The organism is Micromonospora rubida, assembly GCF_009908295.1.
In the GTDB taxonomy this organism is placed as follows: Bacteria; Actinomycetota; Actinomycetes; order Mycobacteriales; family Micromonosporaceae; genus Micromonospora; species Micromonospora rubida.
Window position 1 is genome coordinate 1 of the sequence record NZ_JAAALO010000006.1, and the last position, 13,732, is coordinate 13,732.

Genomic DNA, 13,732 nt, shown 5'->3' on the forward strand with positions numbered 1-13,732 from the left:
AAGCCCTACGACATCGCCGGCGGCATCGTCAACAACGACGGCAAAGTCCGCCTCGACGACGAATCCATCGTCATCGACAACGACCCCACCAACTGCACCGGCCACATCCCCAACTGCTTCGCCTGACGGCAGGCAGGGCTGGTAGCCGGCAACGGTGACACCGGCCACGGGCAGTCCACCGGCCCCGCTCGGAAGGATCCGTACACGGATCCCACCGGGCGGGGCCGGCGGCCGTCTCCGGCGCGGACGGGCCGGGCGGGCGACGGCTACTCCTGGACGAAGACCGCCACACTGCGCGCCGGCACCGTGAAGGTGCCGGTGCCCCGGTCGAACGACGCGGTGCGCAGCACCGGGTCGGCGGAGGCCCTCAGCACCGGGTGCAGCGCCACGTCCGCCCCGCGCAGCCCGGCGACCCGCTGCCGCGCCGCCTCCGGGGTGGCGTTGAAGACGACGGTCACCGACCGCCACTTCCCGTCGAGCCCGCGGGCGTCGAGGGTCATGGTGAGCACGCCCGGGGTCTCACCGGTGCCGGAGAGCGGGAAGGCGACCCTCCTCTGCACCTGCTCGGCGGTGGTCAACCCGAACACCGGCGAGGACTCGCGGATGCGCAGCAGCTCCGCGTACCGGGCGTCGGCCAGGTCGATCGCCGCGCAGCCCGGCACCAGCGACGGATCGGCCAGCAGCGGCTTCGCGTACGGCCACTTGTCCTGGTTGTCCGCCGCCGGCGGGAGGCCGGCGCCGAAGCCGTTGCCCTCGGCGCAGTCCCAGCGGATCTGGTTGAACCAGTCACCGGAGTTGAAGGAGTTGCGGTCCAGCGACTTCGAGCGCAGCCGCTCCGAGCCGGCCGCCACGAACCCGGTCCCCTGGCCCATCACCACCGTGGAGAGGGCGAGCACCTGCATCCGGGCCCGGTCCGCCGCCGAGGTGGCCTGCGGCAGCTTGTACGCCAGCGCGTCGTACAGGATCTCGTTGTCGTGCGCGTCGACGTAGGTGACCGCCTCCCCCGGCGCGGCGGTGTAGCCGGCGGGCGAGCCGTTGTAGTCGACCTGGCCGCCGGTGACCTGCCGGCCGGCCGAGTCGGTGAACCGGTAGCCGCGCAGGTTGCCCGTCAGCCCGACCTTGATCAGGTCGTGGGCGTGCAGCAGCCGGGCCTTCTGCTCGGCCGCCGACCCGTTCACCGGGTCGCCGTTGGGGTCGGTGAACAGGCCCGACGCGAAGCCCTGCACCCGCGGGTTCGGGTCGAACGGCCCGCCGCCGCGCACCGCGTCGCGGAGCCGGTCGTTGAACGTGCCGATCCCGGTCCCCGCCATGTTGGCCTGGGTGGCCTGCACGAACCGGGCGTCGTCGGCCACCTCGCCGAAGTTCCAGCCCTCGCCGTACAGCAGGATCTTCCGCCCGTCCACGCCGTCGCGGGCGGGGGTGAGCCGGTCCAGGGCGGCCCGCACGGCCAGGATGTTCGCCTTCGGGTGGTGGCCCATCAGGTCGAACCGGAACCCGTCCACCTTGTACTGTTTCGCCCAGGTGACCAGGGAGTCGACCACCAGCTTTCCCATCATGGCGTGCTCGGGGGCGGTGTTCGCGCAGCAGGTCGAGTTGGCGACCGTACCGTCGGACAGCAGCCGGTGGTAGTAGCCCGGCACCACCTGGTCGAGCACCGACTTGCCGTCGGTGCCGGCCGCCGACGTGTGGTTGTAGACCACGTCCATGACCACCCGCAGGCCGGCGCCGTTGACCCCGGCGACCATCTGGCGGAACTCGGTGGTCCGCTTCGACCCGGCCGGGTCGACGGCGTAGCCGCCCTCCGGCACGGTGTAGTGCAGCGGGTCGTACCCCCAGTTGTAGCCGTCGGACTCCGCCACCGCCGCGACGCACTTCTGCTGCTCGTCGGAGTCCGGCGGCAGCTTCGCCAGGTCACACGCCGGCTGCCGCTGGTCGGCGCGGCGCTCGGGGATGGTGGCGAAGTCGAACACCGGCAGCAGGTGCAGGTAGTCGACCCCGGCGCCGCCGAGCGCCCGCAGGTGCCGCATCCCGGCCGTGTCCGGGTCGGTGAAGGCGAGGTAGGTGCCCCGCCGCTCGGCCGGCACGGTGCTGTCGGCGATGGAGAAGTCCCGGACGGAGATTTCCTGGATCTGCGCCTTCGCGGCGGGCGGCGCCGCCGGCTTGCGCAGGTTCGCCCACCCCTTCGGCGCCAGCGCCGGGTCGGCCAGGTCGACGATCTGGCTGTGCGTGGAGTTCGGCGCGAGCGCCACCGAGTACGGGTCGGTCACCGAGGCGGTGACCACCTTCCGCGCCGCCGGCTGCCACGCCTCGACCCGGTACCGGTAGTACTTGCCGGTCCAGCCCCGGTCGCCGCGCGCCGACCAGACGCCGGTGCGGTCGTCGCGGCGCATCGACACGGTGCGCGGAGCGGCGGTCGGCGAGTCGAACAGTTCCAGCGCCACCGTCCGCGCGGTGGGCGCCCACACCGCGAGGGTGGGCACCCCGCCGGCGAAGGTCGCCCCGAGCGCCGCGTCGGTGGCGGCGGCGTAGACGTCGTCGAGCACGCCCGGGACCTGCACCCCGGTCGCGCCGAGCAGCGCGCCCCGCGCGTCCCGCTCGGTCACCACGAGCTGCCCGCGCAGCGCCGCCGGCACCTTCGCCAGGTCGCCCCGGTCCAGGCCGAACGCCTGGTACGCCCACAGGTGTGGGTGCTTCGCGCGCTGGGCCTCGGTGAGCCCGTTGCGCTGCGCCCGCAGCGGCAGCGTGGTGTACGTCCCGGACAGCTCCCCGTCGACGACGGTCAGCCCGCCGGCCGGGGCGGCCACCAGGGCGTACGTCCGGCCGTCGGCGGGCCCGGCCTGCCAGGCGACGGTGGACCGGTCGATCCAGTGTGCCTTCTGGTGGGTGAGGTCCACGTCCCTGGACGCCCCGGACGAGGTCGACGGCAGCAGGCGACCCGGCGTGCCGGCGAGCAGCCACACCTCCCGGCCGGCGGCGACGAAGTCGAGCCGCTGGTCGTCCGGCAGGTCCTTGGCGTCTCCGTTGTGGATGATGTAGCTCAGCCTGGTGGCCCCGGCCGTCAGCGGCACCCGGAAGACCGCGCCGAACGCGTCGGTCCGCTCCGGCCTGAGCGGGGTGGACCACTCGGTCGGGTTGGCCGCGCCGTCCCACAGGTGCAGGCCCCAGCCGTCGTAGTTGTTGTCGGCCCGGCGGTAGTGGATCAGCGCGGTGTTCTCGTCGACCGGCGGGTCCGGCTCGCCGGTGGCGGCCTGCCTCGTCGGGTAGAGCGCGGCGTCGCCCTGCTTCACCCACACCTCGCCGGTCTGCGTGACGTCGATGGTCCGGTCGTTGGCGACGTCCTTGTTCCCGGCGGAGTCGACCACCAGAAAGCCGACCGACTTCGCGCCCGGCTTCAGCTTCACCCAGGCGAACCGGCCGAACGAGTCCTCACCGGCGAACGGCTGCCCCTTCGGCCACTCGGTGGCGTACGCGGGGTCGATGTCGCCCCACGCGTACAAACCCCAGTCGTCGTACCCGCCGGCCGGGCGCTGGTAGTGCACCACCGCCCAGTCCCGCGACGCGCCCTGCGCCGGGGTGCCGACGGTGGCGGTGGAGCGGGTGCTCGCGGTGCGTCCCCTGCCGTCGCGGACGACGGCCTTGTACTCGATCCTCGTGCCCCCGGCCAGGCCGGCCAGGTCGTGGTGCACGGTGTACGGGGCCCGGTGGGCGCTGCCCAGCAGCGTCCACCTGCCGCCGGCGACCCGGGCGGCGACGGTGACGGTGGCCAGCGGATCGCCGGTGACCTGGGCGGTGACGGCGGCGCGGGTGGCCACCGGGGCTTCCGGGGCGGGGGCGGTGATGCCGATCGACGGCTTCGCGTCGGCCTGCGGGATCGCCCGGCCGGCCCGGTACACCACGGCGGACAGCGCCGGCACGGTCACCGTCAGCCTGCCGTCGGCCCCGGCGGTCGCGGTCGCCGCGCCGCCGTAGATCCCGGCGAAGGCCGCCCCGGCCGACCAGGTGTCCACGGTGACGGTCTGCGCGGTGCCGGCGTTGTTCACGGCGACGACGTACTCGGTGCGGTGCTTCGGGTCGATCCGGGAGAAGGCGAAGACGCCGGGGCCGTCGGCGGCGTGCCGGGTGACCTGGATGCCGTCGCGCAGCGCCGGGTGGGCCCGCCGGAGCCGACCCAGCTCGGCGATGGTGCGGTAGAGCGGGTGCGTCGGGTCGAACTGGTCGCCGGCGTGGGTGCGGTCGGTGCCGATCAGGTCGTCGTCGAGGTAGTCGGGCACCTTCGACGCGAACATGTCCTGCCGGGCGTCCTTGTCGCCACCCGGGCCGGTGAAGCCCTGCTCGTCGCCGGAGTACACCACCGGCTGCCCCCTGGTGAGGAACATGAGCTGGTGGGCGAGCTGGTCGCGGCGTAGCTGCGCGGCGTCGTCGCCGCCGGAGGCCGCGATGAACGAGCCGATCCGGCCCATGTCGTGGTTGCCGAGGAAGGTGGTCAGCCGGTTGGCGTCGGTGTCCCGCGAGGCGTAGAGGTCGTCGCGGGCGTACACGTCGGCGAGCGCCTTCGCGGAGCCGTCGGCGGCGGTGTAGCCCCGGGCGGCCTCCTGGAACGCGAAGTCGAGGGTGGCGGGCAGGCCGCCGCGCCGCACGTACGTGGAGGTGATCTCCGGGTCGGCACTGTAGACCTCGCCGAACATGAAGAAGTCCTTCTTGCCGGCGGCCTCGGCGGCCCGCTGGATGCCCCGGCTGAACTGCGGCCAGAACTCCAGGTTGGTGTGCTTGACGGTGTCGAGGCGGAACCCGTCGACGCCGGTGCCGCCGATCCAGTCGCCGTAGACCTTGGTCAGGCCGCGCACCACCTCGGGGCGCTCGGTCCACAGGTCGTCCAGGCCGTAGAAGTCGCCGTACTCGCTGTTCTCGCCGGAGAAGGTCGAGTCGCCCCGGTTGTGGTACATGGTGGCGTCGTTGAGCCACGCCGGGACCTTGGCCTTCGCGTCGGCCGGGGTGTCGAAGACCGGGGTGTACGGGAAGGAGCCGGTGTTCACCTTCGGGAAGTCCCGGCTGCCGTCGGCGTAGTTGCTGTCCTCGAAGGCCCGCCCCTGCGCGTCGGTGTACGGCGCGGTCTTCTTGTCGATGTACGCGTACTTGCCCTCGGCGTACTTGATGACGTCGGCGGTGTGGTTGACGATGACGTCGAGGTACACCTTGATGCCCCGCTGGTGCGAGAGCTTGACCAGCCTCTTCAGCTCCTCATTGGTGCCGAAGTGCGGGTCGACCTGGGTGAAGTCGGTGATCCAGTAGCCGTGGTAGCCGGCCGACACGTCCGCGCCGACGCCCTGCACGGGCCGGTTCTTGAAGATCGGGGCGAGCCAGATCGCCGTGGTGCCGAGCCCCTGGATGTAGTCGAGCTTGTCCAGCACCCCCTTGAGGTCGCCGCCGTGGTAAAAGCCCTTGTCCTTGGGGTCGAGGCCGGTCTTCAGCCGGTCCCCGGCGAGGCCGCCGGAGTCGTTGCGCGGGTCGCCGTTGGCGAACCGGTCCGGCAGGACGAAGTAGAACTGCTCCGCGCGGGCGTCGCCGGAGCCCGCCTTCAGCAGGGCCTCGACGGAGGGTTCGGAGCGCCACTGCACCGCGCCGGCGGCGGCGAGGGGGTCGGCGCCGGTCGGGTTCGGGGCGGCCTCGGCGGCGAGCTGGTGCGCGGCGACGGGGGTGCCGACGAGGGCGAGTGTGAGGGTGGAGACCAAGGCGAGTAACGCCTTACGGGACATCGGCGAGGGTTTCATCGACGGCCTTCCTCTGGTCGTGATTCGCCCGCACGCTAGCCCTTGCCGAAACGTTCTGCAATACCTTGCAAACGAGAGCGCAACAATGCAGTCATCTTGCAAGCGTCGGCTCGCGGGTGGACACCGTCACGGCCGGCCCGGACGCGGCCGGCGGCAGCGACCGGGCCTGGCTGCGGCCCGGGGAGGCGACGCCGTCGTCGCTCAGCGCTGCGGGATGCGTACCTCGATCTCGGCGCCGAGCTGGGCCCCGGCGGCCAGGCCGAGGTCGTCGCCGCTCCAGAACCGGCCCGGGTCGTACCAGTTCGGCCGGCGGCCGGCGGGCAGCAGGCCCATCGCCTCGTAGGTCACCGCGACCACCTCGGCGCAGTACGCCGTCTCCAGCGCCCGGTCGCGCACCGCGCCGCCGCCGGGGGTGTCCCGCCGGGCCGGCAGGGGCAGCCGCACCCGTGGCACCCGGCCCCGCGCCCAGCGCCAGGCGAGCTGGGCGGTGGACGGGAACGGGGTGCCGTCGAGGCGAGCGACGGTGCGAAGCACCGCCTTCTCCATCTCCGCGTCGGCGGACGGTTCGAGCTGCCGGAGCCAGGCCCGCTGGCCGTACCGGTTGGCCCAGACGCAGACCGCGTCCCGCAGGTCGTGCAGCTGCACCCCGCGCTGGTGGGTGCCGGTCCACATGTCCGGCAGCGACCGGCCCAACTCGGCGTGCCACATCAGCGGCGGCATGTCGTCCAGCACCACCGCCATGCCGACGTGGTTGACCGGACTGTTGGTGGTGAACTGGATGGCGCGGTCGGGCGCGCTACGACCCCGGAACACCCACACGTCGCCGGTGCGGGTCAACTCCACGGCCTCGTCCAGGCTGATGCTCATGCCCTCACCCCGGCGCCGTCGCCGCTCTGCTCGCTCATGGGGGTCTACCCTAAGCGGATGCGGCAAGGGATGCGGTGGTGGAAGGTGCTCGGGCTGGCTGGTCTCGCGGGGGTGGCCGCGACCGGGGTGGTCGTCGCCCGGGCGGAGCGACGGCGACGGGCGTACACCCCGGAGGAGATCCGGGCCCGCCTGCGCGACCGGCACGCGGAGGCCAGCGCCCTCGGCTCCGGCTCCGACACCCCGGCCTGAGCCCTTCGGACCGCCCGGCCCGTCCCCCAACAGGGCCCCGGTGTGGTCCGGTCCAGCACCCGCCTCATCGTGTTGATCAAGAGGTTTGTGTCAGGATCCGCCGCCCCGCAGACGCAAACCTCTTGATCAACGGGGTGAGGGACCGAGGGGGTGTTCGGTTTGGGGGGTTTTGGCGTGGAATAGCCGGTGGTCGGGGTCACCGTGGGTGTGGAATCGGTGGGGGGTCGGGGGCGTTGTACATGGTTCACCCGGGTGAGACCGGCCCGGGGCAGCCCCCGGAACCCGGGCCCGCGTGGAATGTGGGGCCGGCCGGGATGGTTACATCCCCCTGGACGCCCGAGCAGGTCCCCTGATCGCCGGGTTGGTCCTCTTGATCTGATCCCCCCTCGCGGTGCACACGTCGTTGTTCTGGCGGGTGTTGCCGTGTGTCCCCCGACCAGAGGAGCACGCCATTATGCGTACCGATCTGATCCGTAAGACTGTTCTGACCGCTGCTGGGTTCGCCGCTACCGCTGGTGGTGTCGCCGCCCCCGCTATCGCCGCGCAGGCCACCCCCACCACCCACACCCCCACCGCGTCGGTGCAGACCGACCGTAAGGCTGGCGGGGAGCGTCAGCTTGATGTGCGGTACGAGGCGCAGCCGAACTTCTACTTCTGTGGGCCGGCTGCCGCGCGTAATGCCCTGTCGGTGCAGGGTAAGGCCATCAGCGTCGACGCGATGGCGAAGGAGATGGGTACCACCGAGGACGGCACTGATTCGATCAACGACATCACTCCGGTGTTGAACAGGGAGACCGGTAAGGCTGACGCGTACCGCAGTGTCGAGATCAAGAGCGGTAAGGCCGATGGCGGTCAGACCGACAAGTTGCGCGCCGACGTCGTGCGTACCGTGGATGACGGTCGTGCGGTGGTGGCCAACATCGCGGGCACCGCCACTGACACCGACGGCACGGTCCACTCGTTCGAGGGTGGTCACTACATCAGCGTCGTCGGTTACCGCGACAGCGGTGGCATCGTGCGGATCGCCGACTCGGCCAACCCTGACCAGGCCAGCTACGAGGTCACTGTCGACAGTCTTGCCGACTGGATCGCCACCCGCGGCTACGCCACCTCCTGACCCGCCACGACGACCAAGGGCCGACCCCACCACGGGGTCGGCCCTTTCGTCGTACGAGGGGGATGTGGCGCCGACCCCGGAGGGTCAGCGGTCGGTGCCCGCGCGGACCGACTCGGCGGCGTCGTCCGCATCGGCCGGCTCCACCGGCTCCAGCCGCCGGGCCCGCCGCCGCAGCCACCAGGTGCTGCCCAGGCCGGCGAGCACCGCGAGGACCAGCCCGGCCCAGGAGATGTCCTTGAGCCAGTGCTCGGCGGCCCGGCCGACGCTGTACAGCAGGTAGGTGGTGCCGAAGGCCCAGACCAGGCCGCCGGCCGCGTTGGCCAGCAGGAAGCGGCGGTACGGCACGTGCAGCGCACCGGCCAGGGGGCCGGCGAGGATCCGCAGCAGCGCCACGAACCGGCCGAAGAAGACCGCCCACACCCCGTGCCGGGCGAAGCTCTGCTCGGCGCGGGCAAGGTGTGCGGGGCCGAGGTGTTTGGGGAAGCGCCGGCCCAGCCGGGCCAGCAGCGGACGGCCGCCCCGACGGCCCACCGCGTACCCGATCGAGTCGCCCGCGATGGCGCCGAAGGCCGCGGCGGCGCCCACCCACTCCGGCTCCACCACCCCGGTGGCCGCGAGCAGGGCAGAGCTGACCAGGACGATCTCGCCGGGCAGCGGGACGCCCATGCTCTCCACGCCGATCACCCCGGCGACGATCAGGTAGACCGCGACCGGGGGCAGCGCGGACAGCCATTGCGACACATCGATCACGCTCGCCCCTTCAGGTTCGGCCTCGAACCCTACCCGCGCCGCTGGGGCACCGAGGCCCCACGCCGCCGGCACCACCCACCCGGGCGGCCCGGCGCTGGTCAGAGCGGGGCGACGAACTCCAGGCGGTTGCCGTGGGCGTCCTCGGTGTGGAAGCGCCGCATCCCGGGCAGCTCGTCCTCGCCGCCCCAGTCGACGGGGTGGCCGGCGGCGGCCAGCCGGGCGGCGAGGTCGTCGAGGTCGGGACGGAGCAGGGCGACGTGGGCCTTGCGGGCGGGACGGAAGTCATCGGAGACGCCGAGGTGCAGCTCGGCGCCGTACCCGGTGAACCAGCAACCGCCGCGGGGGGCGAGGGCCGGGGGTTTGGGCTTCTCGGCCATGCCGAGCAGCCCGACGTAGAACGCCCGGGAAGCGGCTTCGGAGCCGGGTGGGCAGGCGAGCAGGACGTGATGGATCATGGTGACACCTCCTCGTCCCGGAGCCTGGCACGAGGTTGCGCCGATAGCAAGACGGACGTACGGTTTTGTTGGAAGCGGTAATCACGGTAAGTGTCACCTAACCGGGGCGTCGTCCCGGACGGTGCGACAGACTGCTCAGGACTACTCACGGTCGCTGGTGTGAAGGAGTACGACGTGGCGAGCCTCGACACCTTCGGTGCGAAGACCCAGCTACGCGTCGGAGACGCGAGCTACGAGATTTTCAAGATCAGTAAGGTGGAGGGGCAGGAGCGGCTCCCCTACAGCCTGAAGATCCTGCTGGAGAACCTGCTGCGGACCGAGGACGGCGCGAACATCACCGCCGACCACATCCGCCAGCTCGGCGGCTGGGACTCGGCGGCCGACCCGAGCGTGGAGATCCAGTTCACCCCGGCGCGGGTGCTCATGCAGGACTTCACCGGCGTGCCCTGCGTGGTCGACCTGGCCACCATGCGCGAGGCGGTCCGCGACCTCGGCGGCGACGCCACCAAGGTCAACCCGCTCGCCCCGGCCGAGCTGGTCATCGACCACTCGGTCATCGCCGACCTGTTCGGTCGTGCGGACGCCTTCGAGCGCAACGTCGAGCTGGAGTACGAGCGCAACAAGGAGCGCTACCAGTTCCTGCGCTGGGGCCAGTCCGCGTTCAACGAGTTCAAGGTCGTCCCGCCGGGCACCGGCATCGTGCACCAGGTCAACATCGAGTACCTGGCCCGTACGATCATGGAGCGCAACGGCCAGGCGTACCCGGACACCGTGGTCGGCACCGACTCGCACACCACGATGGTCAACGGCCTGGGCGTGCTCGGCTGGGGCGTCGGCGGCATCGAGGCCGAGGCCGCGATGCTCGGCCAGCCGGTCAGCATGCTGATCCCCCGGGTCGTCGGCTTCAAGCTGCACGGCGAGATGCCCGCCGGCACCACCGCCACCGACCTGGTGCTCACCATCACCGAGATGCTGCGCAAGCACGGCGTGGTCGGCAAGTTCGTCGAGTTCTACGGCCCCGGCGTCAGCGCGGTGCCGCTGGCCAACCGGGCCACCATCGGCAACATGTCCCCGGAGTACGGCTCCACCGTCGCGATCTTCCCGATCGACGCCGAGACCATCCGCTACCTGGAGCTGACCGGCCGGGACCCGCAGCAGGTCGCGCTCGTCGAGGCGTACGCCAAGGAGCAGGGCCTCTGGCACGACCCGGCCGCCGAGCCGGAATACTCCGAGCGGCTGGAACTCGACCTGGGCACCATCGAGCCGTCCCTGGCCGGCCCGAAGCGCCCGCAGGACCGGGTGCCGCTGGGCAGCGCCAAGACCCTGTTCCGCTCCGCGCTGACCGACTACGTGGCCGACGACTCCGCCGGCGAGCGGGACCTCAAGCCGGGCGTCGCCCGCGAGCAGCTCCCCCGGGGCGCCAACGGCCCCGCCGACGAGGCCAGCGCCGAGTCGTTCCCGGCCAGCGACCCGCCGGCCAACGACTTCAGCGACCCGGCCGACGAGCCGCGCGACCTGGAGACCGCCGCCGTGGGCTCGGGCGGCCGGGCCAGCAACCCGATCCAGGTGACCAGCGCCGACGGCGTCACCTACGAGCTGGACCACGGCGCCGTGGTGATCGCCGCGATCACCTCCTGCACCAACACCTCGAACCCGCAGGTGATGATCGGCGCGGCGCTGCTGGCCCGCAACGCCGTCGACAAGGGCCTGTCCCGCAAGCCGTGGGTGAAGACCACGCTGGCGCCGGGCTCCAAGGTCGTCATGGACTACTACGACCGCGCCGGCCTGACGCCCTACCTGGAGAAGCTCGGCTTCAACCTGGTCGGCTACGGCTGCACCACCTGCATCGGCAACTCCGGCCCGCTGCCGGAGGAGGTCTCCGCCGCCGTCAACGAGGCCGACCTCGCCGTCGTCTCGGTGCTGTCCGGCAACCGGAACTTCGAGGGCCGGATCAACCCGGACGTCAAGATGAACTACCTGGCGTCCCCGCCACTGGTGGTCGCGTACGCGCTCGCCGGCACCATGGACATCGACCTCGCCAACGAGCCGATCGGCGAGGACACCCAGGGCAACCCGGTCTTCCTGCGCGACATCTGGCCGAACAGCGCCGAGATCCAGGACGTCATCGCCCAGGCGCTCGGCGCGACCGGGTTCAGCGCGGCGTACGCGGACGTGTTCGCCGGCGACGAGCGCTGGCAGTCGCTGCCGACCCCCACCGGCGACACCTTCGCCTGGGAGGGCGAGAGCACCTACGTCCGCAAGCCCCCGTACTTCGAGGGCATGGAGCGCCTGCCGGCGCCTGTTTCCGACATCGGTCCAGCCCGGGTGCTGGCCAAGCTGGGCGACTCGGTGACCACCGACCACATCTCCCCGGCCGGCTCGATCAAGGCCGACTCCCCCGCCGGCACGTACCTCGCCGAGCACGGCGTGCCGCGCCACGAGTTCAACTCGTACGGCTCGCGCCGGGGCAACCACGAGGTGATGATCCGGGGCACGTTCGCCAACATCCGGCTGCGCAACCAGCTCGTCCCGGGCGTGGAGGGCGGCTTCACGGTCAACCACCTGACCGGCGAGCAGACCTCGATCTACGACGCCTCCACCGCCTACCAGGAGGCGGGCGTGCCGCTGGTCATCCTGGCCGGCAAGGAGTACGGCTCCGGCTCGTCGCGGGACTGGGCGGCCAAGGGCACCATGCTGCTCGGCGTCCGGGCGGTCATCGCCGAGTCGTACGAGCGGATCCACCGCTCGAACCTGATCGGCATGGGCGTCCTGCCGTTGCAGTTCCCGGTCGACGTCACCGCCGAGTCGCTCGGCCTCACCGGCACCGAGACCTTCTCGATCACCGGCGTGACCGCGCTGAACGACGGCGAGACCCCGCGCACCGTGCAGGTCACCACCGACACCGGCATCGAGTTCGACGCGGTGCTCCGGATCGACACCCCCGGTGAGGCGGACTACTACCGCCACGGCGGCATCCTGCAGTACGTCCTGCGCCGCATGATCGCCAGCTGACCCGACACGCACGACGAAGGGGCCCCTGCCGCAGTGGCAGGGGCCCCTTCGTCGGGGAACGGAGCGGCTGCCCGGCGAGACGCGCGGGCGGAGCCGGGCTACTCGGCCGGCTCGGCGCGGCGGGCGTCGCGGGTCTTCATGGCGTGCTCCATCAGCGTGATGAGCACCTCCTTGCTCGACTCCCGCTGCCGGGCGTCACAGAGCAGCACCGGCACCCCCGGGTCGAGGTTGAGCGCGGCCTGCACCTCGTGCAGCCGGTACTGGCGGGCCCCCTCGAAGCAGTTGACCGCCACCACGAACGGGGTGCCGCGCCCCTCGAAGTAGTCGATCGAGGGGAAGCAGTCGGCCAGCCTGCGGGTGTCGGCGAGCACCACCGCGCCGAGCGCGCCGAGCGCCAGCTCGTCCCAGACGAACCAGAAGCGGTCCTGGCCGGGCGTGCCGAACAGGTAGAGGACCAGGTCGTCGCCGATGGTGATCCGGCCGAAGTCCATCGCCACCGTGGTGGTGGTCTTGCCCTCCACCCCCGACAGATCGTCGATCCCGACCCCGGTCTCGGTCAGCACCTCCTCGGTCCGCAGCGGCCGGGTCTCGCTCACCGCACCGACCATGGTGGTCTTGCCGACGCCGAAACCACCCGCGATGAGGATCTTGATCGCGGTGGGCAGCGGCACGGCTCCCGCCGGCCGCTCAGAGTGCCCGTAGTCCATTGATAACCGCCTCGAAAATACTGTCGTCGGGAAGGCCCGCGGTGACCCGGGGCTCGCGCACCTCGACCAGGTCACGGGCCACCAGGTCGCCGAGCAGGACCCGGATGGTGCCCACTGGCAGGTCCAGGTGGGCGGCGACCTCGGCGACGGACTGGATCCGCTGGCAGAGCGCGACGATGGCCAGGTGCTCGGGGCCCAGCCCGACCTCCGGTGACGCCTCCACGCGGGTGGCCGTCACCAGGGAGATCAGGTCGAACGTGCCGGTGACCGGCCGGGCCCGGCCACGCGTCACCGCGTACGGGCGGACCACCGGGCCGGCATGGTCGTCGACCCACTGTTCCTCCGTGGACTCCCCTGGGGCCGTCATCGCGGCTACTTCTCGCCGACCGGCTGCTCAGGGAGCCGGGTCGGGGAGGCCACGTACTTGCCCACCCGGGTTACCAGCATGGCCATCTCGTACGCGATGAGGCCGACGTCGGCGTCCTCGGAGGCCAGCACCGCGAGGCAGGCGTTGCGGCCGGCGGCTGTGACGAAGAGGAACGACGACTGCATCTCGATGATGGTCTGCTGGACCTGCCCGCCACCGAACCGCTTCCCCGCGCCCCGGGCCAGGCTCTGGATCCCGGCTGCCATCGCCGCGAGGTGCTCGCCGTCGTCCCGGCTCAGCTCCCGCGACGATGCCATCAGCAGGCCGTCTGTGGAGAGCGCGACAGCGTGTTCGGCCTGCTTCACCCGGCCGACCAGATCATCCAGCAACCACGTCAGGTCGGCACTCGATGCCGTCTTCTGCCCCACTCGTCGTCCTCT

General features: G+C 71.8%; 10 protein-coding genes. 3 read left to right on the top strand and 7 right to left on the bottom strand.

Annotated elements, in window-relative coordinates:
- Nucleotides 1-266: 266 nt before the first annotated feature.
- Nucleotides 267-5,768, bottom strand: coding sequence for a pullulanase-type alpha-1,6-glucosidase (gene pulA, locus GVV04_RS21865; RefSeq protein WP_161689985.1), 5,502 nt, complete (start codon nucleotides 5,766-5,768; stop codon nucleotides 267-269).
- Nucleotides 5,769-5,969: 201 nt separating this feature from the next.
- Nucleotides 5,970-6,635 (bottom strand): hypothetical protein, encoded by a 666-nt coding sequence (locus GVV04_RS21870; protein ID WP_161689986.1) that lies wholly within the window; start codon nucleotides 6,633-6,635, stop codon nucleotides 5,970-5,972.
- Between the two features lie 57 nt (nucleotides 6,636-6,692).
- On the opposite strand from GVV04_RS21870, the gene GVV04_RS21875 reads away from it, so the two are divergent.
- Both GVV04_RS21875 and GVV04_RS21880 read left to right on the top strand, forming a co-directional pair.
- Nucleotides 6,693-6,884, top strand: a complete 192-nt coding sequence (locus GVV04_RS21875; protein ID WP_235966709.1) for a hypothetical protein — start codon at nucleotides 6,693-6,695, stop codon at nucleotides 6,882-6,884.
- 454 nt (nucleotides 6,885-7,338) lie between these two features.
- A complete protein-coding gene (locus GVV04_RS21880) occupies nucleotides 7,339-8,001 on the top strand; it encodes a C39 family peptidase (RefSeq protein ID WP_161689988.1) in 663 nt (220 codons plus the stop codon).
- 84 nt (nucleotides 8,002-8,085) lie between these two features.
- Here the strand turns inward: GVV04_RS21880 and GVV04_RS21885 are convergent, their stop codons facing one another.
- Together GVV04_RS21885 and GVV04_RS21890 are read right to left on the bottom strand one after the other, a co-directional pair.
- Nucleotides 8,086-8,751, bottom strand: a complete 666-nt coding sequence (locus GVV04_RS21885) for a DedA family protein (RefSeq protein ID WP_161689989.1) — start codon at nucleotides 8,749-8,751, stop codon at nucleotides 8,086-8,088.
- Between the two features lie 98 nt (nucleotides 8,752-8,849).
- The gene (locus GVV04_RS21890) at nucleotides 8,850-9,206 is read right to left on the bottom strand and encodes a VOC family protein (protein WP_161689990.1); all 357 of its coding nucleotides are present in this window, start codon (nucleotides 9,204-9,206) and stop codon (nucleotides 8,850-8,852) included.
- 159 nt (nucleotides 9,207-9,365) lie between these two features.
- Here GVV04_RS21890 and GVV04_RS21895 point away from each other — a divergent pair, with 159 nt between their 5' ends.
- A complete protein-coding gene (locus GVV04_RS21895; RefSeq protein WP_161689991.1) occupies nucleotides 9,366-12,218 on the top strand; it encodes an aconitate hydratase in 2,853 nt (950 codons plus the stop codon).
- A 98-nt stretch (nucleotides 12,219-12,316) separates the two neighbouring features.
- On the opposite strand, the gene GVV04_RS21900 is transcribed toward GVV04_RS21895, so the two are convergent.
- The 3 genes from GVV04_RS21900 to GVV04_RS21910 are packed head-to-tail and all read right to left on the bottom strand — an operon-like array spanning nucleotide 12,317 to nucleotide 13,720.
- On the bottom strand, nucleotides 12,317-12,925 hold the full coding sequence (locus GVV04_RS21900) for a GTP-binding protein (RefSeq protein ID WP_161689992.1): 609 nt from the start codon (nucleotides 12,923-12,925) through the stop codon (nucleotides 12,317-12,319).
- The gene (locus GVV04_RS21905; protein ID WP_161689993.1) at nucleotides 12,906-13,292 is read right to left on the bottom strand and encodes a DUF742 domain-containing protein; all 387 of its coding nucleotides are present in this window, start codon (nucleotides 13,290-13,292) and stop codon (nucleotides 12,906-12,908) included. Before GVV04_RS21905 ends, GVV04_RS21900 begins: the two co-directional genes overlap by 20 nt.
- Before the next feature lie 5 nt (nucleotides 13,293-13,297).
- Nucleotides 13,298-13,720, bottom strand: a complete 423-nt coding sequence (locus GVV04_RS21910) for a roadblock/LC7 domain-containing protein (protein WP_161689994.1) — start codon at nucleotides 13,718-13,720, stop codon at nucleotides 13,298-13,300.
- Nucleotides 13,721-13,732: the final 12 nt, after the last annotated feature.

What these genes read in the sequence shown, in the direction of transcription:
- pulA (WP_161689985.1), bottom strand. Translation starts at nt 5,768, where the DNA reads ATGAAACCCTCGCCGATGTCCCGTAAGGCGTTACTCGCCTTGGTCTCC.
- GVV04_RS21870 (WP_161689986.1), bottom strand. Translation starts at nt 6,635, where the DNA reads ATGAGCATCAGCCTGGACGAGGCCGTGGAGTTGACCCGCACCGGCGAC.
- GVV04_RS21875 (WP_235966709.1), top strand. Translation starts at nt 6,693, where the DNA reads ATGCGGCAAGGGATGCGGTGGTGGAAGGTGCTCGGGCTGGCTGGTCTC.
- GVV04_RS21880 (WP_161689988.1), top strand. Translation starts at nt 7,339, where the DNA reads ATGCGTACCGATCTGATCCGTAAGACTGTTCTGACCGCTGCTGGGTTC.
- GVV04_RS21890 (WP_161689990.1), bottom strand. Translation starts at nt 9,206, where the DNA reads ATGATCCATCACGTCCTGCTCGCCTGCCCACCCGGCTCCGAAGCCGCT.
- GVV04_RS21900 (WP_161689992.1), bottom strand. Translation starts at nt 12,925, where the DNA reads ATGGACTACGGGCACTCTGAGCGGCCGGCGGGAGCCGTGCCGCTGCCC.
- GVV04_RS21905 (WP_161689993.1), bottom strand. Translation starts at nt 13,292, where the DNA reads ATGACGGCCCCAGGGGAGTCCACGGAGGAACAGTGGGTCGACGACCAT.